The following is a 24820-nucleotide window of genomic DNA, read 5'->3' on the forward strand; positions in this document are numbered from 1 at the left end:
GGCTTCCCGGCGAAGCAAGCGACCGCTTAGTATGCGGGCAGAGCGCAGTACTGCCCTACGTGTGGGAGGCCCCGAGATGCAGGCATGGCAAGTGCACCGCAACGGCGAGCCGAGCGAGGTGATGCGGCTCGAAGAGGTCGACCACCCGGCGCCCGGCGATGGGCAGCTCCTGCTGAAGGTCCGTGCCGCGAACATCAACTTCCCGGACGCCCTGCTCTGCCGCGGGCAGTACCAGGTGCGGCCCCCGCTGCCGTTCACTCCGGGGGTGGAGATCTGCGGCGAAACCGAGGACGGCCGCCGCGTCATCGCCAACCCCGTCCTGCCGGGCGGCGGGCTCGCCGAGTACGTGGTCGCCGATGCCGCCGCCGTGCTTCCCGCGCCCGAGTCGCTCGACGACGCCGAGGCCGCCGCGATGCACATCGGCTATCAGACGGGCTGGTTCGGGCTGCACCGCAGAGCCGCGCTCCGGGAGGGCGAGACCCTCCTCGTCCACGCCGCCGCCGGCGGGGTCGGCAGCGCCGCCGTACAGCTCGGCAAGGCCGCCGGAGCCCGGGTGATCGGCGTCGCCGGCGGTGCCGAGAAGGCCGCCGTCGCCCGTGAACTCGGCTGCGACGTCGTCATCGACCGCCGCGCCGACGACATCGTCGCCGCCGTGAAGGAGGCGACCGGTGGGCGCGGCGCGGACGTGATCTACGACCCGGTCGGCGGGGACGCCTACGCCAAGTCGGCCAAGTGCGTGGCCTTCGAGGGCCGTATCGTCGTCGTCGGCTTCGCCAGCGGCGACATTCCGGCCCCCGCGCTCAACCACGCGCTGGTCAAGAACTACTCGATCATGGGTCTGCACTGGGGCCTGTACGCCACCAAGGACCCGGCCTCCATCGGCCGCTGCCACCGGACACTCACCGACTACGCGGCCAAGGGCCTGATCAAGCCGCTCATCAGCGAGCGGGTCGCCTTCAAGGACGCCGCCGGCGCCGTGCAGCGTGTCGCCGACGGCACCACCACGGGCCGCCTGGTCGTCGTCCCGGACGGAGCCGGCCGATGACGGACGCCGCCGGACTCCTCGACCTGACCCGGAAGCTGCTGGCCGACCATCCGCCGGCCACCACCGACCGCACCGGCTTCCTCAAGGCGCGCTTCGACGCGGGCCTGGCCTGGGTCCACTTCCCGAAGGGCCTCGGCGGGCTCGACGCCCCCCGCGCCCTGCAAGCCGTCGTCGATGCGGAACTCGCCGCCGCGGGCGCACCCGACAACGACCCCCGCCGCATCGGCATCGGCCTCGGCATGGCCGCGCCGACGATCCTCAAGTACGGCTCCCAGGAGGTCAAGGAACGCTTCCTGCGCCCCCTGTGGATCGGCGAGGAGGTGTGGTGCCAGCTGTTCAGCGAGCCCGGAGCCGGCTCCGACCTCGCGGCGCTCGGCACCCGCGCCGTCCGCGACGGCGACACCGGAGACTGGATCGTCACCGGCCAGAAGGTGTGGACCTCCAGTGCGCACGTCGCCCGCTGGGCCATCCTCATCGCCCGCACCGACCCCGACCTGCCCAAGCACCGGGGCATCACCTACTTCGTCTGCGACATGACCGATCCGGGTGTGGAGGTCCGGCCGCTGCGCCAGATCACCGGCGAGGCCGAGTTCAACGAGGTCTTCCTCACCGAGGTCCGTATCCCCGACGCCCACCGTCTCGGCGAGGTCGGCGAGGGCTGGAAGGTCGCCCAGACCACGCTGAACAACGAACGCGTCGCCATCGGCGGCATGCGGCTGCCCCGCGAGGGCGGCATGATCGGCCCGGTCTCGCGGACCTGGCGCGAACGGCCCGAGCTGCGCACCCACGACCTGCACCAGCGGCTGCTCACCCTGTGGGTCGAGGCCGAGGTCTCCCGGCTCGCGGGGGAGCGGCTGCGCCAGCAGCTCGTCGCCGGCCAGCCGGGCCCGGAGGGCAGTGCGATGAAACTCGCCTTCGCCCGCCTCAACCAGGAGATCAGCGGCCTGGAGGTCGAACTGCTGGGCGGGGAGGGGCTGCTGTACGACGACTGGACCATGCGCCGGCCCGAGCTGGTGGACTTCACCGGCCGCGAGGCCGGGTACCGCTATCTGCGGTCCAAGGGCAACTCGATCGAGGGCGGCACCACCGAGGTGCTGCTGAACATCGTCGCAGAGCGTGTCCTCGGGCTGCCCTCCGAGCCGCGCAACGACAAGGACGTCGCCTGGAAGGACCTCGCGCGATGACGGATCTGCTCTACTCGGAGACCGAGGAGGACCTGCGCGCCGCCGTACGGTCCCTCGTCGCCGCCCGCGGCGACACCACGGCCCTCGCCGTACGCGCCGAGGCCGGCTCCCCCCACGACCCGCGGTGGTGGACGTCGCTCGCGGCCGAGATGGGCGCCGCCGGTCTGCTCGTACCCGAGAAGCTCGGCGGCCAGGGCGCGAGCCACCGTGAGGCCGCGGTCGTGCTGGAGGAGCTTGGCCGCGGCGTCGTCGCCGCGCCGTACCTCACCAGCTCGGTCATCGCCACCGAGGTGCTGCTGGGCCTCGGGACGGAGACGGAGGCGGTGTCCGGACTGCTCGGCGCACTGGCGGAGGGCCGCCGCACGGCGGTGCTCGCGGTGCCGCTGACCACGGCACCCGGCGGCCCGCTGCCCGACGGAGGCGGCCGCATCACCGGCGTCGCGGACGCCGCGAGCGCCGATGTGCTGCTGGTTCCGCGGGCCGACGGCCTGTACGCGGTCGAGGCGGCGCAGGCCGCGATCGAGGCGCTGACCCCGCTCGACCTCACCCGGCCGCTCGCGGCGGTGACCGCCCCGGACGGCGGGACGCTTCTCGCCGGCGCGGCGGCGGGCGAGGCGGCGGTGCGCCGGGGGCTGCTCGCCGGGGCCGGACTGCTCGCCTCCGAACAACTCGGCCTCGCCGAATGGTGTCTTCAGGAGACGGTCCGGCACACCGGCGAACGCCACCAGTTCAACCGCCCGATCGGCTCGTTCCAGGCGCTCAAGCACCGCATGGCGCAGCTCTGGCTCGAGGTCGTCTCCGCGCGGGCCGCGGCCCGCTCCGCCGCGGACGCACTGGCGACCGGCAGCCCGGAAACCCCGCTCTCGGTGGCCGTCGCCCAGGCGTACTGCTCACGGGTCGCGGTCCACGCGGCGGAGGAGTGCGTGCAGTTGCACGGCGGCATCGGCATGACCTGGGAACATCCGGCTCATCTGTACCTCAAGCGCGCCAAGGCCGACGAGATCGCCCTGGGCACGCCGGGACGCCACAAGGAGGTGCTCGCCGGCCTCGTCGACCTGCGGGCGCCGTAGGGCGCCTGGTCATGCCGTAACACCCCTGGTTCCGTCGCATCCTTTACATGCGGTTTAATTGCGATCTGTTTGCAATAACGGCTGATCTTCAACAGGGGTGTACACGTATGACGGGCCGATCGATACGGGCTGCGGCCGCCGCGGCCATGGCCGCCGCGCTGACCCTCGGTGCGGCGGCCTGCTCCGCCCCGGGCGGCGGCGCCGGCGGTGCCACGGCGAAGGACTCGGCGGTCGTCGGCATCGCCTACGAACCCGACAGCCTCAGCCCGCTGCTCGGATACGGCAAGGACGGCAACTCCAAGATCTTCGACGGGCTGCTTGCCTTCGACCGGGACATGAAGCTGCGGCCCGCGCTCGCGGCCGGGCTTCCGGAGGTCAGCGCCGACGGCCTCACCTACACCTACAAGCTCCGCCAGGGTGTGAAGTTCAGCGACGGCCATCCGTTCGCCGCGGAGGACGTCGTCTTCACCTACCGGACCATCCTCGACAAGAAGACCAACAACGCGTCCCGGACCGAACTCGACGCCGTCAAGGACGTCAAGGCCGTCGGCGACGACACCGTGGTCTTCACCCTCAAGTACCCCTACGCGCCGTTCGCCCAGCGCACCGTGCTCCCCATCGCTCCGAAGCACATCGCGGGAGAGCAGGACGTCAACACCGGCCCGTTCACCACGAAGCCGGTCGGCACCGGGCCGTACGTCCTCACCGGCTGGTCCAAGGGCGAGAAGATCAGCTTCCAGGCCAACCCGGACTACTGGGGCGGCGCGCCCGCGGTGAAGAAGTTCACCATGGCGATCATCAAGGACGACGACGTCCGCGCCACCCGGCTGCGCGCAGGCGACCTCGACGGCGCCATCCTGCCGCCCAACCTCGCGCGGGGCTTCGAGAACGAGCCGGGCAAGAAGACGTACGAGGCCACCACTTACGACTACCGCACCGTCACCCTGCCGACCCGCAACAAGGTCACCGGCGACACCGCGGTGCGCCGGGCGCTGGACATCGCCGTCGACCGGCAGGCCATCGTGGACAGCATCCTCGAGGGCGCGGGCAAGCCCGCCTACGGACCCGTCCCCACCGACAGCGAGTGGTTCACCGAGGGCACCGAGCGCCGCCACGACCTCGCCGGGGCGAAGAAGATCCTCGACGAGGCGGGCTGGAAGCCCGGCCAGGACGGCATCCGCGTCAAGAACGGTGTCCGTGCCGCCTTCCCGCTCTGGTACGTCACCGGCGACAAGCTCCGCCAGGACCACGCCCTCGCCTACGCGTCCGACGCCAAGAAGGCCGGCATCGACATCACGACCAAGGCAGGCACCTGGGAGGTCATCGAACCGCGCATGAAGCACGACGCGGTGCTCGCCGGCGGCGGCGCGCCCGGCGACCCCGACTTCGACCAGTACCTGCTGCTCACGTCCTCCCTCGCCGGCGACGGCTTCAACAACATGGCCTGGTACGACAACCCGGCCGTCGACAAGGCCCTCGAGACCGGCCGCCGCAGCGGCGACGAGGCCGAACGCAAGGCCGCGTACGACACCGTCCAGCGCGAACTGGTCAAGAACCCCGGCTACACCTTCCTCACCCACATCGACCACGTCTACGTCGTGAACGACAAGTGGGACGGCCTGAGCACCCAGGTCGAGCCGCACGACCACGGACTGGCCTCCGGCCCCTGGTGGAACGTCGAGGACTGGACGCCGAAGAAGTGATCCGCGCCCTGCCCCTCGGGGCGATGGCGCGGATGACGGGACGGCGGGCCCTGTTCGCCGTCCCGGTGCTCCTCACCGTGACGTTCGCGGTCTTCGCCGTCGCAGCCGCCTCCCCCTTCGACCCCGTCAAGGCGTACACCGGAGCCGCCGGGCTCACCGCCTCGCAGGAGAACCTCGACCAGATCCGGGCCAATCTCGGGGTGGACCAGCCGCTGGTCACCCGCTGGTGGGACTGGCTGACCGGCGCGCTGACGGGCGACCTCGGCGACTCCAGCGTCATGCGGCAGCCCGTCGCCGACGTCGTCGCCGAGCGCATCGGCTGGTCCGTACTGCTCGCCGCCACCGCCTTCGCGCTGGCCATCGTGCTCGGCACCGCCCTCGGCGTGCTCGCCGCCCGCCGCCGCGGCGGGTACCTCGACCGGTGCGTCAGCTCTCTCGCCTACACCCTGGAGGCCGCGCCGGCGTTCTGGCTGGGACTCCTCGCCATCTGGTTCTTCGCGCTCGAACTCGGCGTGCTGCCGGCCGGCGGCCTCACCGACACCGCGTCCGACACCGTGACCTTCGGCCAGGTCGCCACCCATCTCGTCCTCCCCGCCGCGGTCCTCGGTGTCAGCCAGCTGCCGTGGTTCTTCCTGTACGTGCGCCAGGGGGTGGGCGACGCCCTCGACGAGGACCCGGTACGCGGCGCCCGCGCCCGCGGCCTGGGCGAGCGCACCGTCCTCGTCGGCCATGCGCTGCGCTCCGGGATGCTGCCGATGCTCACCCTCGTCGGCTCCCGCGTACCCGAACTCATCACCGGAGCACTGCTCGTGGAGACCGTCTTCAGCTGGCCCGGCATCGCCGCCGCCACGGTGCAGGCCGCCATCTCCGTCGACTTCCCGCTGCTCGCCGCGCTCACCGTCCTCGCGACGGCGGCCGTGCTGCTCGGCAACCTGCTGTCCGACCTGCTCTACGGACTGGCCGACCCGAGGGTGGGTTTCGATGGCTGACCTCGCCTGGAAGTCCCACGGCCGTACGCGCCGCTCCACCCGGACCGTGCGTATCACGGTCTCCGCCGTGACCGTCGCGGCGGTGGCGCTGGCGGTACTGCTCGTACCGCCGCTCGTCCAGCTCGACCAGCAGGCCGTCGACCTGTCGATGAAGCTGCGACCGCCGTCTCTCGCCCACCCGTTCGGCACCGACGACGTCGGCCGCGACCTGCTGCTGCGCTGCGTCTACGGGCTGCGCGTCTCGCTGCTCGTCGGGCTGGTGGCGGCCCTGGTCGCCACTGTGATCGGCACGGTGGTGGGCGCGGCGGCCGCCGTGGCGGGCGGCTGGACGGACCGGGTGCTGATGCGGCTGGTCGACACCTTCTCCTCCGTGCCGCACCTGCTGCTCGGCATCTTCATCGTGGCCATGTTCCGGCCCGGGGTGTGGCCGGTGATCGTGTCCGTCGCGCTCACGCACTGGCTGTCCACGGCCCGGATCGTCCGCTCCGAGGTGCTGTCGCTGCGCTCACGTCCGTACGTCGACGCGGCGATCAGCGGTGGCGCGAGCCGGTGGCGGGTGACCGTACGGCATCTGCTGCCCGGGGTGCTCCCGCAGGCGGGGCTCGCGGCCGTGCTGATGGTGCCGCACGCCATGTGGCACGAGTCGGCGCTCTCGTTCCTGGGCCTCGGACTGCCCACGCACCAGGCCAGTCTGGGCAACCTGGTGCAGTCGGCCCGCGGTTCCCTGCTCGCCGGCGACTGGTGGCCGACACTCTTCCCCGGCCTGTTCCTGATCGTCCCCACCCTCGCCGTGGCCGGCCTGGCCGGCGCGTGGCGCGAACGGATCAACCCCCGCCGCCGATCGGAGCTGATGCTGTGAGCCCGAGATCCGACGCCACCGGGCCCGCGACGGCCGTTTCCGGTGCGGACGGCCCCGACGCGGCTGCCGACGCGACACCCAACGTGCTGGCCGTGCGCGGGCTGTCGGCGCGCTTCCGGATGCGCGACGGCCGGCATGTGTCCGCCGTCAGCGACGTCTCCTTCGACCTCGCGGCCGGTGAGTGCCTCGCGCTCGTCGGCGAGAGCGGCTGCGGCAAGTCCGTCCTCGCCTCCGCGCTCCTCGGACTGCTGCCCGCCAACGCCCAGACCGCCGGTTCGGCCGTCGTCGGCGGCGTCGAGCTGCTCGGCGCCGACGAACGCACCCTCGCCCGCACCGTCAGGGGCCGCCTCGTCGGACTGGTCCCGCAGAGTCCCGCGGCCCATCTCACCCCGGTGCGCACCGTCGGCGCCCAACTCGCCGAGACCGTGAGGACCCTGACCGGGCTGCGCGGCCCCGCGGCACGCGAGGCGGCCACGGCGGCGGCAGAACGCGCCGCGTTCCCCGCCGACCACCTCGACCGCTACCCGCACGAACTCTCCGGCGGGCTCGCGCAGCGCGCCGCCACCGCCATCGCGCTCGTCGGTGACGCGCCGCTGCTGCTCGCCGACGAGCCGACCACCGGCCTGGACCGCGCACTCGTCGACCACACCGCCGACGAGCTGCGCCGTCACGCGGACGAAGGGCGCGCGCTGCTGCTCATCACCCACGACCTCGCGGCCGCGGAGCGCATCGCCGACCGGGTCGCCGTCATGTACGCGGGGCGGATCGTCGAACTCACCGCCGCCGGCGACTTCTTCGGCGGCCCCGGGCCGCGCCACCCGTACGCCCGCGGTCTGTTGAACGCGCTGCCGGAGCGGGAGTTCACCCCGATCCCCGGGCTGCCGCCCGAGCTGGGCGATCTTCCCGCCGGCTGTGCCTTCGCGCCACGCTGCGACCGGGCCGACGACGCGTGCACCGCGCTTCCCCGCCTCACCGACGGCGCCGCCTGCCATCACGCCGAGGAGCCGCAGCGTGTTCGAACTGTGTGACATCACCGCCGGTTACGACCGCCGCAGGCCCGTCGTACGCGGTGCCTCCCTGACCATCGCCCCCGGCGAGGCGGTCGGGCTGCTCGGCCCCAGCGGCTGCGGCAAGTCCACCCTCGCCAGGGTCGCGGCGCTGTTGCACCGGCCCGACGCCGGCCGCGTCGTGCTGGACGGCGCCTCCGTGAATCCGGGAGACGGCTGGCGCCACCGCGCACCGCGCGCGCTGCGCACCGCCGTCGGCGTGGTGTTCCAGCAGCCGCGGCTGTCCGCCGACCCGCGGCTGTCGCTGCGCGAGCTGATCGCGGAACCCCTGCGCGCCACGGGCCACCAGCGGTCCGACGCCGCCGCCCGCGCCGAGGGGCCCGCCGCGGCCGTCGGTCTCACCGGCGAACTCCTCGGCCGGCGACCGCACGAAGTCAGTGACGGCCAGCTCCAACGCGCCTGTCTCGCACGGGCGCTGGTGCTGCGTCCGCGCTGGCTCGTCTGCGACGAGATGACGGCCATGCTCGACGCCTCGACGACCGCCGCGCTGGTGGCCGTCATCGAGGACTACCGCCGTGAGCACGGCGCCGGTCTCCTTGCCGTCGGCCACGACCACGTCCTGCTGAACCGCTGGTGCGACCGGACCGTCGACTGGTCCGCGGTCGCGGAGGGATGAGCCGCCGTCGGGTACGGCACATGACGGGCGGCCGGACTCTCGTCGCCGCCCTGCCGGTCGGGCTCCGGCCGCCGGGTACTCACCGGTGTCCTCCCGGCCCTGGAGCGCGGAGGTCACCGTGCCGGCGGCCGGCCGCAACCGTCGACTTCGCGAGGTAGACCCGTACGGCGGACACGCCAGTCGGCCGTACGGGACCTCCGCTGCGCCAGACTGGCCGCCGAATGCCGCAATTCCGGCGCGGCGAAGGAGGTTGGCGATGGCCATTTCGATCTCGGTGGTGCTGCTCCTGCTGGTGCTCGCAGCGATCTTCCTGCGCAGCGGTGGGCTGAAGATGAGCCATGCGGTGGTGTGCGCGCTGCTCGGCTTCTTCCTGGCCGGCACCAGCATGGCGCCGACGATCCACGAGGGCATCGCGGCCACGGCCAACGTGGTGGGAAGCCTCAGGCCCTGATTGGCACGGCGGCAAGGCGGGAAGCAGCACAGGCGTGCCGGTCCGCGACCGGCTGTCGAGCGACAACGATGGGACGCGAGCGATGCCTCTTGAGGGTGAGTACGAGCCGAGCCCCGAAGCCTGGGTGCGCGAACAGGTGGAGGAGTACGAGAGTTCGGGCGGGAGGAGCGGGACGACGATGCGTGGCATGCCCGTCGTCGTCCTCACCAGCCGCGGCGCCAAGAGCGGCAAGATCCGCAAGACCCCGGTGATGCGGGTGGAACACGCGGGAGCCTATGCGCTGGTCGCCTCCCTGGGAGGTTCGGACCGGCATCCGGTCTGGTACTACAACCTGATGGCCCACCCGCAGATCGAGCTCCAGGACGGCCCGGTCCGCAGGGACATGACGGTGCGTGAGGTGACGGGCGAGGAGAAGGCCCTGTGGTGGGGGCGCGCGGTCGAGGCGTACCCCGACTACGACGACTACCAGAAGAAGACGGACCGCGAGATCCCCGTCTTCGTCGCCGAGGTACCGGACCGGGACCGCTGAAAGACCGGGGACCGGTACGCCGGCGGGCGTACCGGTCCCCGGCACGGGGGCCGGGCTACCGGCCGGGTACGGGAAGGTCCTGGCTACCGGCCGGGGACCGCGTTGCCGAAGCCGTTGGTACCCAGCTGTTCGAACCGCTCCTGGACGTTGGCCGCGAACACCCGCTGCTCTGCCGCGGGATATGTCTCGTGACTGTTCATGGCGACCGTCAGCACTCCGCTGACCGGTGCGGTCGGCGATGTCCGCACGGGGGTGCAGAGGAAGCTGAACGCCTGCGGCGTGGCCGAGTCGTAGGTGGTGATCGCCGCATGGGGGAGTGTGGTGGTGCGGCCGGTGTGGAAAGCCTCGTCCATCGCGTTGAAGACTCCGACGGAGTCGAGACCGGGCAGGACCTGCCGCCCGGGGCTGAACTGGGGGACCATGCCGAAGGCGGCGCCCTGTTTGCCGTTGGCGTAGCGCAGCAGATGGTGCGGCCCCTCGGTGAGCATGATGGGGAAGGGCGCACCGTCGAAGACGGCGAACAGCTCGCTCTGCTGGGCGAGCAGGCTGTCCCGTAGCTTGAACTCGGACAGCAGGGTCTCGGTGAGTTCCTGCATCCCCTCCTTGATCTTGCGGTCCCAGGTGCGGGCGACCATGTCGGCCACGCACACCGTGCCGAGGATCATGCCGGTGTTGTCCCGCAGCGGTGTTCCCAGGTAGGAACGCACGCCCATGTCGTTGACCAGGGCGTTGCCCCGGAACCGGGGGTAGTCGAAGACATCGTCCAAGGCCAGCTGGGACCCCTGGGCGACCACGTGGGGGCAGAAGCCGTAGTCGTTGGGTGCCTCGCGGGCTATGTCGCTGAGGTCGAAGACGATGCCTCGGCCTTCGGTGTCGGTGGCACCGTCGGGGGAGTTCGGCGGCACGTACATGCCGCGGAACATCTGCCGTTCGTCGTTGATGAAGTTGACCATGGCGAGGGGCGACTGGGTGAAGCTCGCCGCCAGCCGTGCCACACGGTCGAACGTGGCCTCGGCCTCAACGGTGTTGAGGCCGAGGACCTGCAACCGGAGCCTGCGCTGCTCGCCGGCGTGCCGGGTCTGATCGGGTGTCAGGGGGTCCATGCGACCAGATGAAACCAGATCAGTGGTACCGGGCACTAACCAAGTTCGTTCTTTTCCGCTCCGCTGGGGAGAAGCGCGTGGCCGCGAGGCAGGGCGGAGGTCGTGCACGTGACGGTCTTCCCGTAGCTCGAATCGTGCATTCCGCCTGAATCGGGCGGGATTTCGACCTCCGGCGATCACTTCCCGCCAATTCATCAACCGGAATCGGTCGCGGCGGTTTTACATATGACAATCGTGCGGTGGGTATCGATGCGGCGGACGGCGCCGCGGGGCCGTGGGGAGGGGAACGGGCAGTGGGGCAGGTGCGGTTCGGACAGCAGGGACACTGCCGCGGGCACGGGCAGTACAGTCCTGCCGTCGGCCGTGTCCCGCTCGACGCCACGCGGGGGAGCCGTCCTTCTCCGGGCCGCATGGATGCGGCCCCGGCCCCGCTGGGCATGGCCCGGGGGCTCTCCCGTGCGGCCTGTCCGCCTGCGCCGTGCACCGTGGCACGGCGTCCCGCCCGCCGCACGGTGGCGTCCTTATGGACAGCACCTCGAGCCGCGGGCCCGGCGCCGTCCCCGCCGTCCGTGAGCGCCTGTGCTGCCTGTCCGTGAGAGTCCGCGACAGGCCGGACCCCCGTGCCGGTACCGAACCCGGCAGCACGACGCCGGAGTTCGTCACACCGGGTGAGCCGTGCCGTCCCGGCCGGCACGGCCGCGCGCGCGGCAGCGGCCACCGCCCTGGAGGACGGGCCGGCCGCCGTTCGACCCGGAACCCTCATGGAGCCATGTGAACAGCGCGTTCGTGCATCGGCATCACGAAGCGAAGCATCTAAGGAGTGGTCTGATGAACAGGACGGACGACGTCGACGCACGGTCGGTCGCGGTGATCGGCATGGCCTGCAGGCTGCCCGGCGCCGACGGGCCCGACGAGCTGTGGGAGCTGCTGCGCAACGGTGTGGACGCCACGAGCGAGACACCTCCTGATCGCTACGACGTGGACGCCCTGCACTCCGAACGGCCGGGCCCGGGGATGATCGGCAGCCGACGGGCCGGCTACCTGGCCGACATGGCCGACTTCGACGCCGAGTTCTTCGGGATGTCGCCCACCGAGGCGCTCGAACTCGACCCGCAGCAGCGGCTGCTGCTCATGACGGCCTGGGACGCGCTGGAGGACGCGGGCCGACGTCCCGACGAACTGGCGGGCACACGGACCGGGGTCTTCGTCGGCAACGCGCGCGGCGACTACCTGGAGATCCGCTTCCGCCAGGGTCTGCAGGCGGTGACCGCCTCGCAGCTGAACAACTACCGCTCCCTGCTCCCCGCACGCCTGTCCTACTTCTTCGACCTGCGGGGTCCGAGCGTCCTGATCGACACGGCCTGTTCCTCGTCGCTCGTGGCGGTGCACAGCGCGGTGCAGAGCCTGCGCGCAGGGGAGAGCCCCCTGGCCGTCGTCGCCGGGGTGAACCTCACCCTCCGCCCCGACGAGGGCGTCATGATGACGCAGGCCGGGGCCCTGGCCGCCGACGGCCGGAGCAAGTTCGCCGACGCGGGCGCCGACGGCCACACCCCCGGCGACGCGGTGGGCGTCGTCGTCCTCAAGCGCCTCGCCGACGCCCTGGCCGACGGTGACCCGGTCCGGGCCGTCATCGAAGGCAGCGCGGTCGGCAACGACGGACGCACCAGCGACTCGGTGCTCAACCCCTCGCGGACCGGGCAGGTCGAGGTCCTCCGGTGGGCGTACGAGGACGCCGGTGTGCCACCGGCCCAGGTGGACTACGTGGAGGCGCACGGCTCCGGCTCCCCGGTGCTCGACGCACTGGAGATCAGCGCGCTCGGTGAAGTGCTGGGCGAGGACCGGCCGTCGGACCGGCCGCTGCTCGTCGGCTCCGTCAAGACCAACATCGGCCACGCGGAGGCCGCGGGCGGTATCGCCGGGCTGATCAAGGCCGTGCTGTGCCTGGAGCACGGCCAGGTCCCGGCGAGTCTGCATCTCGACACCGCGACCCCCAGGGTCGCCTGGGACGACCTGCCCGTGCAGGTGCCGGAGAAGCTCCACGACCTGCCCGACCACGGCCGGCCGCATCGCGCGGGGGTGTCCGGGCAGGGCTCCTCTTCCCTGAACGCACACGTGGTGATCCGCCAGGGCGGACCCCGGCCCGGCGCCGCCACGGCGGAGCCGGCCGGCAAGCCGTACCTGCTGACGCTCTCCGCCCGTACACCCGACGCCCTCGCCGCGCTCCGCCGTTCCTGGGCGGAGTACCTCGGACCGGACGGGCCCGGCGCCGCGTTCTGCCTCCGGGACATCTGCTACAGCGCGGCCACCCGCCGTCAGCACCATGAACACCGCCTGGCCGTCGTCGCGTCGTCGCACGAGGAGATGGCCGCTGCGCTCGACGGGCCCGCAGGGACGACGCGGCGCAAGGGGACACCCAAGAAGCTGGCCGAGGCCGCGGACCGCTACCGCGAGAGCGGCACGATCGACTGGCAGGCGCTGTCCGGCGAGGCCGGCCGCTTCGTCCCGCTGCCCCGCTACCCCTGGCAGACCAAACGCTACTGGCCCGACGACGAGCGGGAGGAGCGCACGGGCGACCTCGCGGAGTGGGTGCTGCGCGAGCACGCACGCACCTCCTTCGACGACGACTCGACACTCGTCGACGTCGGGATCGACTCGCTCGCGAAGCTGCGGATCATGGTGGAGCTGTCCGAGCAGACCGGCCGCGAGGTCGACCCCGAGGAACTGGGCGGGCTGCGCACGGTCGGCGCGCTGCGCCGGTGGATCCAGGCGATGGAGGCGCACACGCCATGAGCGACCCCCAGACCGTGTACGGCTGGTTCGAACGTTCCGCCACCGCCTTCGGGGACGACTGCACCGCCCTGGAAGTGGGCGAGGAGCAGCTGACCTACCGCCAACTGCGCGAGCTGGCCGAACGCATCGCCACCCGGCTCGTCGCGTTCAACGGCGGTGTGGCGCCCCGGAGGGTGGGGCTGCTCGCGAGCCGTTCGGTGACCGCGTACGCCGGCTACCTGGCCGTTCTGCGGACGGGTGCCGCCGTCGTCCCCCTCAACCCGGAGCATCCGCCCGCCCGTACGGCCCGTATCGCCGAGACCGCGGGCCTGGAACTGGTGCTCGCCGACCCCTCCGCGGCCGACGCCGACCCCGGGGTGCCGCTGCTCGTGCTGGGCCCCGGTGAGCCGCCCCCCTCTGCGGCCGGGGCGCCGGGCGGACCGCCGGACGGACTGCCGGACCCGAAGACCCGTCCGGACGACATCGCGTACATCATCTTCACGTCCGGGTCGACGGGTGCCCCCAAGGGCGTTCCCGTCTCGCAGGCCAACCTCTGCTCCTACCTCGGCCATGTCGCCTCCCGGTACGGCATCGGTCCGGGCAGCCGCCTCTCCCAGACCTTCGACCTCACCTTCGACGGCTCGGTGCACGACCTGTTCGTCGCGTGGGCGTCCGGCGGCACCCTCGTCGTCCCGAAGCGCAGCCAGCTCCTGTCACCCGTCAGGACGATCAACGCCCTGCGGCTCACCCACTGGTTCTCCGTGCCGTCGCTGATCGCCTTCGCGTCCCGCCTCGGCACCCTCGAACCGGGCAGCATGCCCACGCTGCGCTGGAGTGTCTTCGGCGGTGAGCCGCTGACCCTGGCCGCCGCGGCGGAGTGGCAGACGGCTGCGCCGGACAGCGCCCTGGAGGTGTTGTACGGGCCCACCGAACTCACCATCTCCTGCACCGCCTACCGGCTGCCCCGCCACCGGGCGGACTGGCCCCGCACGGCCAACGGAACGGTTCCGATCGGGACCGGTTACCCGACGCTGGACATCCTGCTGCTGGACGACGACGGCCGGCCCTCCGAGGCGGGCGAGCTGTACGTCCGAGGTCCGCAGCGCTTCCCGGGCTACCTGGACCCGGCGAACAACGCCGGCCGGTTCCTGCCTTCCGGCGGCGGCGCGGCCGCGGCCGCCGACAGCGCGGACCTGCCGCTGACCGAGAAGCACTGGTACCGCACCGGGGACCGGGCGGCCATGCACGACGGGCACCTGGTGCATCTGGGCCGGACCGACCACCAGGTCAAGATCCGCGGTCACCGGATCGAACTGGGCGAGATCGAGGCCACGCTGAGGGAGCAGCCGGGCGTGCGCGACGCGGTCGTGCTCGCGGTCCAGGCGTCCGACGGCGAACCGGAGCTCGAGGCCGCGGTGAGCGGCACCGGATGCGTGGACCAGCGGTTGTACTCCGCACTGAGCGAGCGGCTGCCGCCCTACATGCTGCCCCGCCGGATCGTCACGCTCGAGGAACTGCCGCTCAACGCGAACGGCAAGATCGACCGGCACGCCCTGCTCGCCCGGCTCGGGAGCAGCCGCTGAACCGCGCGACGGACGGTGCGCACGCCTGCGGCGCACGTGCCGTCCCGGTCCCCCGTTCCTCCCCACGTCTGTGAGGTACGCACGTCCATGTTCGACGCCATCGTGGTAGGGGCGCGCTGCGCCGGAGCTCCCACGGCCATGCTGCTCGCCCGAGCGGGGCACCGGGTGCTGATGCTCGACCGCGCGGGTTTCCCCTCCGACACCCTCTCCACCCATCTCGTCCACCAGCCAGGCGTGGCCGCGCTCGCCCGCTGGGGAGTGCTCGACGCCGTACGTGCCACCGGATGTCCGCCCCTGGACCGCGCGGTCTATGAGGTGGCCGACATCCGCCTCGAAGGCTGCGGCCGGGGAGTCGAGGGCCAGCGGGCCGGTTACGCCCCCCGGCGGCACGTGCTGGACGCCGTCCTGGTGGACGCGGCCGTCGCCGCCGGGGTCGACTTCCGCGAACGGTCCTCTGTGACGCGGCTCCTGCACGACGACTCAGGACGCGTCGTCGGCGTGGAGGGCACCCACGGCGGCCGCCCGTTCACCGAGCGGGCGCCCCTCGTGATCGGAGCCGACGGTATGCGCTCCACCGTCGCGAGACTCGCCAAGGCGGCCTTCACGACCAGGGATTCCCGGCTGACCTGTGCGTACTACGGCTACTGGGAGGACGTGCCGGCCACCCTCGAGCTCTATGAGAGCCCAGGCAGCTGGGTCGCCGCCGTGCCCACCAACAACGGGGCGACGCTCGTCCTGGCGTACTTCCCGCAGTCCCGGTTCGACGAAGTGCGGACCGACCCGCACGCCGCCCATCTCCGGCAGGTCCGGGCCACCGCCCCGGCCCTGTACGACCGGCTCGACGGCAAACGACGCGTCGAGCGGCTGCGCGGAACCGGTGACCAGCAGAACTTCTTCCGGCAGGCGACCGGCCCCGGCTGGGTCCTGGTGGGCGACGCGGGGCACCACAAGGACTCGATCACCGCGCGCGGTATCAGCGACGCGTTCCTTCAGGCCGAAGCGCTGGCAGGGCAGGTGGCCGGTCGGCTCGGCGGCGACCCCGGCAAGCTCGACGAGGCGCTGCGGAACTATGCGGACGAGCGTGACAGATCCCTCGCCGCGGGGTATCAGGCCACGCTGTCGGCGGCGCAACTGGCCCCCCACGAACAGCGTCTGTCGTTGCTGCGGGCGGTGAGCAAGGACCCGGAGCTGACGGCGATCTACTTCGACATGGTCGCGGGCATCGGGACCGCCGGAGCCCTCTACACCCCGAAGCTGCTGTCGCTGCTGTGACCTGCTCGCCCCGGTCCGTCCCGGCGTGCCCGGGCACGCCGGGGACGGCAAGATCCATCCGGCCGAAGGGCGCGGGTGAAGGCGCGGCATGATCCTGGTACGGTTCAACCGCCCCGCCGCCTTGTGTGACTATCCGTCAGGATACTGAGTGTGAGGGGCACTTGGACATTGAATCGTCCCTTACTGCCATGAGTGGTGTGTTTCGCTGCGTATGAGGAATCAGATGCCAGGCACCCGCGACCAGCGGACAACTCACAGGTCCGCCCCGCGCAGATCTCTCCGCACGTCGTTCGCCGTGCCCTTTGTCGTCCCGGCCCTGTGCCTCACCGGACTGTGGGGCTACACGGCGACCGGGCTCGTCGACGAGCGGATGCAGGTCGGCGCCGACGTGGACCGGCTCGTCTCCGTCGGGCAGCCCGCGCACGGTGTGCTGTCGAGCCTGCAGGACGAACGCCGCCTCACCGCCGTCTGGCAGGCCGACCGCACCCCGGCCTCCCGCGCCGTCCTGGACAGTGCCCGGGGCAGGACCGACGCCGCGATCGAGGACTACCGCCGCGTCTCGCCGTCCGGGCTCGACACCGCCGCGCTGAAGAGCCGCGCCACGGCGCTCGACAAGGCGCTCGGCAAGCTGGCCGAGCGCCGTAAGTCGATCGACGCGCGCAGCCTCTCCGTCACCGACGCCTTCCAGTACTTCACCGACACCGTCGCCGACGCGGCGGGGGTGCTCTCCGCCGCGACCCGGACCGAGGGCGGGGCCGTCGTCAACAGTGTCGCCGCCGCGGCCTCCCTGGTGCAGGTCACGGAGATGCTCTCGCGTGAGGACGCGATGATCTCCGGTGCCCTGCCGTCCGGCAGGATGGCCACCGCGGACCGCACCCGGTTCGGCCAGTACACGGCCCTTCGGCGGGAGGCCGCGGAGGGTCTGCACGCGTCCGACCTCCCGTCGGACGGCGCCGCCGTCTACGAGGACCTCACCGGCAGCCCGTCGTGGAAGGCGCTGGCGTCGCTCGAGGACGCGGTGGCCGCCGACCGCGACAGTGAGCTGCCCGACAAGGCCACGGCCTGGCCGGACGACGCCGGCAGCCTTGTCAAGGACCTGCAGGGCCTGAACTCCGCCTTCCTCGAGGACCTGGCCGGCATCGGGTCTGACCGCGCCGACGGCCTCGTGCTCGGTGTTGCTCTCGGGAGCGCCGGCACCGCGGCGGCCCTGGGACTCGTCGCGGTGCTGGCCCTGCGTGTACGGCGCTCCGTGCTCGGACGCCTCGCGGAGCTGCAGCACAAGGCCGAGGACCTGGCGGGCAGCCGGCTGCCCGAGGTACTGGCCCGGCTCGAGCGGGGCGAACCGGTCGACCCGGTCGCGCTGCCCGCACAGGGGCAGCCCGCCGGTGACGAACTGGGGCGGCTCGACGCGGCGATCGAGCAGCTGGCGCGTGTCGCCGCGGACACCGCGGCCCGCCAGTCCCTCGGCCGCGAGGGTACGGAGAAGGTGTTCGCCAAGCTCATCCGCCGTACCCAGACCCTGATCCACCGCCTCATCTCGCTCCTGGACGACCTCGAGCGCAAGCATGAGGACTCGGACCTGCTGAAGGACATCTTCCGGGTCGACCACCTCGCCACCCGTGTGCGGCGCCACTCGGAGAACCTGGTGATCCTCGGCGGCTCGCCGCCCACCCGGCGGATGACCGCCCCGGTCTCCATCACCGACGTGATGCGCAGCGCCGTGGCGGAGACCGAGCACTACACCCGGGTCAAGGTGAAGAACCTCCCGCCGGAACGGCGGGTATCCCTCGCCGGCCGGGCCGTCGCCGACGTCACCCACCTGCTGGCGGAACTCATCGAGAACGGCACCAACTTCTCACCGCCCGACACCCAGGTGTTCGTCAGCGCGACGAAGGTCGCCAGGGGACTGGCGCTCCATGTCGAGGACCATGGTCTCGGGATGCCGGAGGAACACCGCGCCCGGGCCAACCGGCTGCTGGTGGACCCGCCCAAGCTCGACATGATGACCCTGGGCGAGGACCCGCGGCTCGGCCACTTCGTGGTGGCCAGGCTCGCGGAGCGGCACAGGATCAAGGTGGAACTGCGCGAATCCGTCTACGGCGGGACGCTCGCGATCGTGCTCGTGCCGGCGGCACTCCTCGAGGAGCAGGACTCCCCACTGATGGAGCACCTCAGATCAGCGGCCGCGGAGCCTGAAGCGCCCGCCGTGCCCGCCGCGCCGGAGATCCACGCCGAGGTCCGGGCGCCCGCCATGGCGGGAGGCGGCGCAGCCACCGCCGTGCAGGGCAGGACCCACGACCCCCAGGGGTACCCCGAGTACGGAGGTGCAGGTCTGTTGCCGGCCGTATCCGCTCACCCGTCTGCCTCCGGGCACGGCCCCGGGGCCGCCCCGGGCCCCGCTCCGGTCCGGGCCCCGGCGCCCGCTCCGCACCCCGCTCCCGCTCCCGAGTGGACGCCGCCGCAGGGGCATCCCGATCCTGAGCCCGCGCCTCCCGGGCCGCCCGCCCACACGGACCCCCGGGACGGCTCGTCGCCCCTGACGACTCCTCGCGTGCTGCCGCAGCGCACCCGGGGTGCCAGTCTCGCGCAGCAGTTGCGCAAAGAGGCCGCGCAGGCGGCGGGCGAGGCCCCCGAGGACGAGAGCGGCGGCCTTTCTCCCGGCGAATCGGCCCGCACCATGATGGCCATCCAGCAGGGAATGAAGCGGGCCCGGATCTCGGACACCGACGAGTCGGCTGGTGCGGACGGTCAGGCGGAGTCGCCCGACCGCAGCACCAACTCACTGTGAGGGAAAGACAGTAATGACTGAGCAGGTAAGAGCCACTCCCCAGCTGGACTGGCTGCTGGACAGCCTCGTCGAGCAGATCCCCGAGATCCGCTGCGCCATCGTCCTGTCCGGGGACGGCCTTCTCATCGGCAAATCGAAGGGCCTCGGCCGGGACGACGCCGAGCATCTGTCGGCGGTCGGGTCGGGCATGCACAGCCTCGCCCGCGGCGCCGCGCGCCACTTCCACGGCGGCGAGGTGCAGCAGACGGTCATCCAGATGGACAGGGCGTTCCTGTTCGTCACCGCGGCGGGCCGGGGCGCGAGGCTGGCCGCGATCGCCTCGGAGGAAGTGGATGTCGGGATGATGGCGTTCGAGATGGGCACGCTCGTCAAGCAGGTGGGCAAGTACCTCAGCGCCGCGCCTCGCGTGCAGGCTTCCTTCCACGGTCATATCCAGGATGCCTGAGGCACCGTGGTCCGACGACGAAGGGGCCGGACGCCATGTCCGGCCGTACGCCATCACCGGCGGCCGTACCCGCCACAGCCAGCATGCCTTCGCGCTGATCACGCTGGTCGTCACCAGGTCCCTGGAAGACGGGGGGCACGAGCCGCTGGAGCCGGAATCCGCCGAGATCCTGGAGATCTGCCGGGATCGCGCGGTGGCGGTGGCGGAGATCGCCGCCCACCTGGATTTGCCGGTCAGCGTGGTGAAAGTCCTCTGCGGGGACCTGCTGAACTCCTCGTTGATCCTGGTCCAGTCCCCGCCCGACGAGTCGGAGAAGCCGAGCGTGGAACTCATCGAAAGGGTGATGGATGCTATCCGCCAGCTCTGAGCCGGTCATGCCGACGGCTCTGAAGATCCTCATCGCGGGCGGCTTCGGCGTGGGCAAGACCACCATGGTCGGCTCGGTCAGCGAGGTGCCTCCCCTGGAGACCGAGGAACGCATCACCGAGGCCAGCTACGGGATCGACGACCTGGCGGGTGTGGAGGGCAAGCACTCGACCACCGTCGCCATGGACTTCGGCCGCATCACCGTCTCCCCCCAGCTGGTGCTCTACCTGTTCGGCACCCCCGGCCAGGACCGCTTCTGGTTCATGTGGGACGACTTGGCGCTGGGCGCGCTGGGCGCCGTGGTCCTGGCCGACACCCGGCGGCTGGACGCCTCGTTCGCCTCTGTGGACTTCTTCGAGGAGCGTCAGATCCCCTTCGCGGTGGGTGTCAACTGCTTCGACGGCAGGCGCGAGTGCACCGCCCAGGAAGTACGGTCCGCGCTGGCCCTCGATCCCGCCACACCCGTCATGCTGTGCGACGTCCGTGACCGCAACTCCAGCAAGACGGTGCTGCTCGCCCTTTTGGAAGCGGCGAGGGCGCAGGCGTTCGCCCGGATGACACCGGCCGGCCGCTGACGACCGGGCCGCCGTCCGCCGCACGTCCCACGGCGCCGGCGGCCCCCGGTCAGGCGGAGTTCACCCAGTCGCAGAGCGGGCACCCGCCAGTGCCTCGGCGGGATCGGCGGAGGCAGGGCCGGCCGGTGCCCAACCGCCGCGCTCCTTGCGGAAAGGCCACCACTGCCCGTCCGGGCCCAGACGCAGTTGCGTCCCGGCGCCGACCACCGTCCAGCGGGCCGGTCCCGTACGCAGCAGCCGCGGCCGGTCCGCCTGCGCCGCCTCGGCCCAGGCGGACGCGAGTGCCCGCGCCGCCCGCGCCTGCTGCGCCGTGTCCGGCGTGAAGTCCTCCTCCAGTGCCGCCAGTCCGGCGGCCCGGCCGAACCGCCAGGCCCGGACGGCCAGTTCGGCTCCGGCACGCGTCCGTCCCGTCCCGGTGGCGAGCCGGCCGGCGATCACCGGGCCCGGCACCGACGCGGCCATCCGCACGGCGTCCTGGTCCCGGGTCGGCACCGCTTCCACAGGCTGCCCGTCATGGCCGGGTGCGAGCGCCCGGGCCAGTATGAGACGGGCGCGTGCCGCCGCGTCCGCGACGAGGAACTCCAGCGCCTCGGTGTCGAGTCCGTCACCCGGAGGCGTCGGCGTGTCGAGGGCCGGCGCAGGCCCGGGCTCGTCGGGCAGCGGGGGCGGGGCGGGCAACGGCGGCAGAACCCTCCCCGCCCCGAACGCCTCTTCCGCACGCACCCCGCTCTCCCTGTGCACTGCGTCCTCCGCCGGTGCGCCTGCTTCCGCCGGCTCCTTCACCCGCGCCACGCTCCGCAGTTGCAGTTCGTCCAGCAGGCGGCGCTCCCCGCGTCCGCGCATGAGCAGCAGTATGAACGGGTCCTGGTCCAGCAGACGGGCGACCTGGTAGCAGAGCGCCGCCGTGTGCGGACAGTGGTCCCAGGTCTCGCACGTGCATTCCGGCTCGAGGTCGCCGGTCCCGGGAAGCAGTTCCACACCGGCCGCGGCGGCGTCCTCCACCAGATGCGGCGGCATGTCCCGGTCGAGCAGCGCCGCGATGTGGCCCGCCCGGTCCGTGGCCATGTCCAGGAACCGTTCCCACTCCTGCTCGCCGAGTTCCTGGAGCAGCACGTCACTGCGGTACGCCGTGCCGTCACGGTCCCGAACCACCGCGGTGATCCGTCCCGGCCGCACGGAGACCGCGCCGACCGCGCCCCGCATGGCGTGCCGGCGTCCCTTCTTCAGCTGCTCGCCGTCGAGGGCCGTGTCCTGCAGCGCCTTGATCCATGCCCGGCCCCACCACGTTCGCGCGAACCCCCTGCCCCGGGCGGGCGGCAGCGCGTCGAAGGTCCTCTCGGGCCGGTCCGGTCCGTCGGATGTGTTCATCGTCCAGCTCCCCGCAGTTGCACCAGCTCGGCCAGTTCGGCGTCGGTCAGTTCGGTGAGGGCGGCCTCGCCGGAGCCGAGCACCGAGTCCGCCAGGTCCTTCTTGCGTTCCAGCATCCGGGCGATCCGGTCCTCGATGGTGCCCTCGGCGATCAGCCGGTGCACCTGGACCGGACGGTCCTGCCCGATCCGGTAGGCACGGTCGGTGGCCTGCGCCTCGACGGCCGGGTTCCACCAGCGGTCGTAGTGCACGACATGCTCGGCCCTGGTGAGGTTCAGGCCGGTGCCCGCCGCCTTCAACGACAGCAGGAACACCGGGACCTCACCGTTCTGGAAGCGGACGACCATCGCCTCCCGCTCCGCCACCGGGGTGCCGCCGTGCAGGAACTGCGTCGGCACGCCGCGCCCGGCGAGATGCTCCTCGAGCAGCCGAGCCATCTGCACGTACTGGGTGAAGACGAGCACGCTCGCGTCCTCGGCCAGGATGGTGTCCAGCAACTCGTCGAGCAGCTCGAGCTTTCCTGAGCGGTCCGCGATCCCGGGTTGTTCTTCTTTCAGGTACTGCGCCGGGTGGTTGCAGATCTGCTTGAGCGAGGTCAGCAGCTTCACCACCAGACCGCGCCGCTCCATGCCGTCCGCCTCGGCGATCGCGGCGAGGGTCTCGCGCACCACCGCCTCGTACAGCGCCGTCTGCTCCGGTGTCAGCGACACGGCCCGGTCGGTCTCGGTCTTCGGCGGCAGCTCGGGCGCGATGCCCGGGTCCGACTTGCGCCTGCGCAGCAGGAACGGGCGGACGAGCGCGGCCAGCCGGCGGGCGGCCGCCGGGTCCGCACCGCCCTCCACCGCCTGCGCGAAGCGGCTGCGGAACGCGCCGAGTCGCCCGAGCAGCCCGGGCGTGGTCCAGTCGAGGATCGCCCACAGCTCGGACAGGTTGTTCTCCACCGGCGTGCCGGTGAGGGCGACCCGGGCCTTCGCACCGATCGTGCGCAGCTGCCGGGCGGTCGCCGAGTACGGGTTCTTCACGTGCTGCGCCTCGTCGGCGACGACCATGCCCCACGGGGCCTCGGCGAGCCGCTCCGCGTCCAGCCGCATCGTGCCGTACGTCGTCAGGACGAACTCGCCGTCGGCGAGGCCCTTCAGGCAACGGGTGGCGCCGTGGAAGCGCCGTACGGGCGTGCCGGGCGCGAACTTCTCCACCTCGCGCTGCCAGTTGCCCATCAGCGACGTCGGGCAGACGACGAGGGTCGGGCCGGCGGCCGAGGCATCGGTCTGCCGGTGCAGATGGAGTGCGATGAGCGTGATGGTCTTGCCGAGTCCCATGTCGTCGGCGAGGCAGCCGCCGAGGCCCAGGGACGTCATCCGGTGCAGCCAGCCCAGGCCGCGCAGCTGATAGTCGCGCAGGCTCGCCGCGAGCGCCGCCGGCTGTGCGACGTCCTGCGGCCCGCCCTCGGGATCCGCGAGCCGTTCGCGCAGGCGCTCGAGCGCACCGGACGCCTCCACCTCGACCGTCCGCCCGTCCACTTCCGCAGAGCCGGTCAGCACGGCGCCGAGCGCGCCGACGGGGGAGATCTTGCGGTCCCGGCTCTCACGGGCGCGTCGCGCCTCGGCCGGATCGATGAGCACCCACTCGTCGCGCAGCTGTACCACCGGCCGCCCCGCCTCGGCGAGCCGGTCCAGCTCGGCCCGGGTGAGCTGGTGACCGCCCAGTGTGAAACGCCAGTCGAAGGAGAGAAGGGCGTCGGCGGACAGGAAGGACGGAAGGCCCGAGGAACGTTCGTCCCGGCCGTCCCCGTCTCCGCCGGGTGGGCCGATCACCGCGCGTGCCGTCAGCTCACGGGCGAGCTGCCGCGGCCAGTGCACCTGGACACCGGTGGCGGCCAGGGCGCGGGACGCCTGGCCCAGCAGCTCTGCGACCTCTTCGTCGGCCAGTTCGACGGCGTCGGGCACGGCGGCTTGGAGGAGGGGTGCCAGGCCCGGCCAGGCGTGGGCCGCGCGGCGCAGGGCGAGGAGCGCGTCCAGCCGGGCCCGCGGCCCGAAGCCTGCCGCCGCGGCGGTGGTCCTGGCCCACAGGTCGGCGGCGTCGGCGACGAGCGTGGGGTCGTTGACACTGTGGATCTGCAGCACGGCACGGAACGTGGGCGCTTCGTCCGTTGCTTCGCCCCCCATTGGGCCCGCCATTTCGATCCGCAGCGAGAGGCGCACGCCCGCGTCGTACCCGGCCGCGATGTCCGCGGCCCAGGACCGCAGCCGGGGCAGATGCTGAGGCTCCGCAGCGGCGTACGCGGGGCCTTTGGCGGCGAGGGGCGCGGCGGGCGAGCGGGGCAGCCCGTCCGCGACCGCGTCGAGGAACCGGCGCAGCAGGCCCTCGGGTTCGGGCAGCAGCAGCGTCCCGGCAGACGCGTCCAGGGGAACGGCGTGCGCGGTGGGCGGCATGGAGGCCGCGAGCCTCCGCAGCCGCTCCAGGTCCCCGGGCGCCAGGGGTCCCACACGCCAGGCGTCCCGGTCGGTGGGGCTCAGGCCGGGCAGCAGCAGTCCGCGCGCGGCCAGTTGGAGCGCCAGCACGGCTGCCGCGCCCCAGAACGCCGCCGAGCCCGAGGAGGCCCCCGCAGCGGCGCGGGCCCGGGTGAGGACCGGCAGCGCGTCCCGGACGGGCAGCAGCAGCGCGGGTACTTCGGTGGTGCGGATGTCGGCCGTGACGACGGTCAGGGGCCGGAGCGCATCGTCATCGGCGGGCAGCTCGCCGCCGTCCGGGTGCCAGAACGCGACGTGGCCGGTGCGGGCAGGGTCGCCGGGGAGGAAGACGGCCGAGCAGCGGATGAGTGCGGAGAGCGCAGGCGCAGGCAGGTCGACATGCACGGCGATGACGTGTCCTCAAATTTGACTACTGCGGGACCGAAGCGCCGAGTGTACATCATCGCCGGGCCCACCCCGGCGGGCCGGGCCCGGTGACATGGCTCACTCCACGGCCACGCCCCGTCTGCCGTACCGTCGGGGGTGTGGTCAGTGCCACCCCGGGCAGCGGGATTGCCCCCACGGGGC

20 protein-coding genes are annotated in these 24820 nt (G+C 72.4%); 17 read left to right on the forward strand and 3 right to left on the reverse strand.

Annotated elements, in window-relative coordinates; all coding sequences use genetic code 11:
* The first annotated feature begins 76 nt into the window (after positions 1-76).
* The 10 genes from AB0903_RS03410 (at position 77) to AB0903_RS03455 (ending at position 9513) form a co-directional block, all read left to right on the forward strand.
* Entirely contained in the window at positions 77-1045 is a 969-nt protein-coding gene (locus AB0903_RS03410) for an NADPH:quinone oxidoreductase family protein (protein WP_366698511.1), read from the forward strand.
* Positions 1042-2229, forward strand: a complete 1188-nt coding sequence (locus AB0903_RS03415) for an acyl-CoA dehydrogenase family protein (RefSeq protein ID WP_366698513.1) — start codon at positions 1042-1044, stop codon at positions 2227-2229. Before AB0903_RS03410 ends, AB0903_RS03415 begins: the two co-directional genes overlap by 4 nt.
* Positions 2226-3299: an acyl-CoA dehydrogenase family protein gene (locus AB0903_RS03420; RefSeq protein WP_366698515.1), complete on the forward strand. Its 1074-nt coding sequence runs from the start codon at positions 2226-2228 to the stop codon at positions 3297-3299. Before AB0903_RS03415 ends, AB0903_RS03420 begins: the two co-directional genes overlap by 4 nt.
* A 107-nt stretch (positions 3300-3406) precedes the next feature.
* Positions 3407-5002: an ABC transporter substrate-binding protein gene (locus tag AB0903_RS03425; RefSeq protein WP_366698517.1), complete on the forward strand. Its 1596-nt coding sequence runs from the start codon at positions 3407-3409 to the stop codon at positions 5000-5002.
* Positions 4999-5991 (forward strand): ABC transporter permease, encoded by a 993-nt coding sequence (locus tag AB0903_RS03430; RefSeq protein WP_366698830.1) that lies wholly within the window; start codon positions 4999-5001, stop codon positions 5989-5991. Before AB0903_RS03425 ends, AB0903_RS03430 begins: the two co-directional genes overlap by 4 nt.
* Positions 5984-6850 carry an ABC transporter permease gene (locus tag AB0903_RS03435; RefSeq protein ID WP_366698519.1) on the forward strand — a complete coding sequence of 289 codons (867 nt, stop codon included), beginning with the start codon at positions 5984-5986 and terminating at the stop codon, positions 6848-6850. The genes AB0903_RS03430 and AB0903_RS03435 overlap by 8 nt, the downstream gene beginning before the upstream one ends.
* Before the next feature lie 119 nt (positions 6851-6969).
* A complete protein-coding gene (locus AB0903_RS03440) occupies positions 6970-7878 on the forward strand; it encodes an ABC transporter ATP-binding protein (protein WP_366698832.1) in 909 nt (302 codons plus the stop codon).
* Positions 7862-8533 (forward strand): ATP-binding cassette domain-containing protein, encoded by a 672-nt coding sequence (locus AB0903_RS03445; protein WP_366698521.1) that lies wholly within the window; start codon positions 7862-7864, stop codon positions 8531-8533. Before AB0903_RS03440 ends, AB0903_RS03445 begins: the two co-directional genes overlap by 17 nt.
* Before the next feature lie 256 nt (positions 8534-8789).
* The gene (locus tag AB0903_RS03450; protein ID WP_366698523.1) at positions 8790-8984 is read left to right on the forward strand and encodes a hypothetical protein; all 195 of its coding nucleotides are present in this window, start codon (positions 8790-8792) and stop codon (positions 8982-8984) included.
* An 82-nt stretch (positions 8985-9066) separates the two neighbouring features.
* Entirely contained in the window at positions 9067-9513 is a 447-nt protein-coding gene (locus tag AB0903_RS03455; protein ID WP_366698525.1) for a nitroreductase family deazaflavin-dependent oxidoreductase, read from the forward strand.
* Positions 9514-9596: 83 nt separating this feature from the next.
* Here the strand turns inward: AB0903_RS03455 and AB0903_RS03460 are convergent, their stop codons facing one another.
* A complete protein-coding gene (locus AB0903_RS03460) occupies positions 9597-10616 on the reverse strand; it encodes a GAF domain-containing protein (RefSeq protein WP_366698527.1) in 1020 nt (339 codons plus the stop codon).
* 828 nt (positions 10617-11444) lie between these two features.
* Between AB0903_RS03460 and AB0903_RS03465 the strand changes: the two genes are divergently transcribed.
* The 7 genes from AB0903_RS03465 (at position 11445) to AB0903_RS03495 (ending at position 20414) form a co-directional block, all read left to right on the forward strand.
* Positions 11445-13406, forward strand: a complete 1962-nt coding sequence (locus AB0903_RS03465; protein ID WP_366698529.1) for a beta-ketoacyl synthase N-terminal-like domain-containing protein — start codon at positions 11445-11447, stop codon at positions 13404-13406.
* Positions 13403-14968 carry an amino acid adenylation domain-containing protein gene (locus AB0903_RS03470; protein ID WP_366698531.1) on the forward strand — a complete coding sequence of 522 codons (1566 nt, stop codon included), beginning with the start codon at positions 13403-13405 and terminating at the stop codon, positions 14966-14968. Before AB0903_RS03465 ends, AB0903_RS03470 begins: the two co-directional genes overlap by 4 nt.
* 87 nt (positions 14969-15055) lie before the next feature.
* The gene (locus AB0903_RS03475; RefSeq protein WP_366698533.1) at positions 15056-16240 is read left to right on the forward strand and encodes an FAD-dependent monooxygenase; all 1185 of its coding nucleotides are present in this window, start codon (positions 15056-15058) and stop codon (positions 16238-16240) included.
* A 295-nt stretch (positions 16241-16535) separates the two neighbouring features.
* A complete protein-coding gene (locus AB0903_RS03480; RefSeq protein ID WP_366698535.1) occupies positions 16536-19028 on the forward strand; it encodes a nitrate- and nitrite sensing domain-containing protein in 2493 nt (830 codons plus the stop codon).
* Between the two features lie 13 nt (positions 19029-19041).
* Positions 19042-19473: a roadblock/LC7 domain-containing protein gene (locus AB0903_RS03485; RefSeq protein WP_366698537.1), complete on the forward strand. Its 432-nt coding sequence runs from the start codon at positions 19042-19044 to the stop codon at positions 19471-19473.
* Entirely contained in the window at positions 19466-19840 is a 375-nt protein-coding gene (locus AB0903_RS03490) for a DUF742 domain-containing protein (protein ID WP_366698539.1), read from the forward strand. Before AB0903_RS03485 ends, AB0903_RS03490 begins: the two co-directional genes overlap by 8 nt.
* Complete coding sequence (locus AB0903_RS03495) at positions 19821-20414, forward strand: ATP/GTP-binding protein (protein ID WP_366698541.1); 594 nt, start codon at positions 19821-19823, stop codon at positions 20412-20414. The genes AB0903_RS03490 and AB0903_RS03495 overlap by 20 nt, the downstream gene beginning before the upstream one ends.
* A gap of 60 nt (positions 20415-20474) precedes the next feature.
* On the opposite strand, the gene AB0903_RS03500 is transcribed toward AB0903_RS03495, so the two are convergent.
* Both AB0903_RS03500 and AB0903_RS03505 read right to left on the reverse strand, forming a co-directional pair.
* A complete protein-coding gene (locus AB0903_RS03500; RefSeq protein ID WP_366698543.1) occupies positions 20475-21782 on the reverse strand; it encodes an SWF or SNF family helicase in 1308 nt (435 codons plus the stop codon).
* Positions 21779-24637, reverse strand: coding sequence for a DEAD/DEAH box helicase (locus AB0903_RS03505; protein ID WP_366698545.1), 2859 nt, complete (start codon positions 24635-24637; stop codon positions 21779-21781). Before AB0903_RS03505 ends, AB0903_RS03500 begins: the two co-directional genes overlap by 4 nt.
* Between the last annotated feature and the right edge of the window lie 183 nt (positions 24638-24820).

It is taken from the genome of Streptomyces sp. NPDC048389 (assembly GCF_040706335.1).
Lineage (GTDB): Bacteria > Actinomycetota > Actinomycetes > Streptomycetales > Streptomycetaceae > Streptomyces.

Coding starts and splice junctions, on each gene's coding strand:
- AB0903_RS03485 (WP_366698537.1), top strand. CDS start 19,042: ATGACTGAGCAGGTAAGAGCCACTCCCCAGCTGGACTGGCTGCTGGAC.
- AB0903_RS03465 (WP_366698529.1), top strand. CDS start 11,445: ATGAACAGGACGGACGACGTCGACGCACGGTCGGTCGCGGTGATCGGC.
- AB0903_RS03415 (WP_366698513.1), top strand. CDS start 1,042: ATGACGGACGCCGCCGGACTCCTCGACCTGACCCGGAAGCTGCTGGCC.
- AB0903_RS03440 (WP_366698832.1), top strand. CDS start 6,970: ATGCGCGACGGCCGGCATGTGTCCGCCGTCAGCGACGTCTCCTTCGAC.
- AB0903_RS03460 (WP_366698527.1), bottom strand. CDS start 10,616: ATGGACCCCCTGACACCCGATCAGACCCGGCACGCCGGCGAGCAGCGC.
- AB0903_RS03420 (WP_366698515.1), top strand. CDS start 2,226: ATGACGGATCTGCTCTACTCGGAGACCGAGGAGGACCTGCGCGCCGCC.
- AB0903_RS03475 (WP_366698533.1), top strand. CDS start 15,056: ATGTTCGACGCCATCGTGGTAGGGGCGCGCTGCGCCGGAGCTCCCACG.
- AB0903_RS03490 (WP_366698539.1), top strand. CDS start 19,466: ATGCCTGAGGCACCGTGGTCCGACGACGAAGGGGCCGGACGCCATGTC.
- AB0903_RS03495 (WP_366698541.1), top strand. CDS start 19,821: ATGCTATCCGCCAGCTCTGAGCCGGTCATGCCGACGGCTCTGAAGATC.
- AB0903_RS03470 (WP_366698531.1), top strand. CDS start 13,403: ATGAGCGACCCCCAGACCGTGTACGGCTGGTTCGAACGTTCCGCCACC.
- AB0903_RS03410 (WP_366698511.1), top strand. CDS start 77: ATGCAGGCATGGCAAGTGCACCGCAACGGCGAGCCGAGCGAGGTGATG.
- AB0903_RS03450 (WP_366698523.1), top strand. CDS start 8,790: ATGGCCATTTCGATCTCGGTGGTGCTGCTCCTGCTGGTGCTCGCAGCG.
- AB0903_RS03500 (WP_366698543.1), bottom strand. CDS start 21,782: ATGAACACATCCGACGGACCGGACCGGCCCGAGAGGACCTTCGACGCG.
- AB0903_RS03455 (WP_366698525.1), top strand. CDS start 9,067: ATGCCTCTTGAGGGTGAGTACGAGCCGAGCCCCGAAGCCTGGGTGCGC.
- AB0903_RS03435 (WP_366698519.1), top strand. CDS start 5,984: ATGGCTGACCTCGCCTGGAAGTCCCACGGCCGTACGCGCCGCTCCACC.
- AB0903_RS03425 (WP_366698517.1), top strand. CDS start 3,407: ATGACGGGCCGATCGATACGGGCTGCGGCCGCCGCGGCCATGGCCGCC.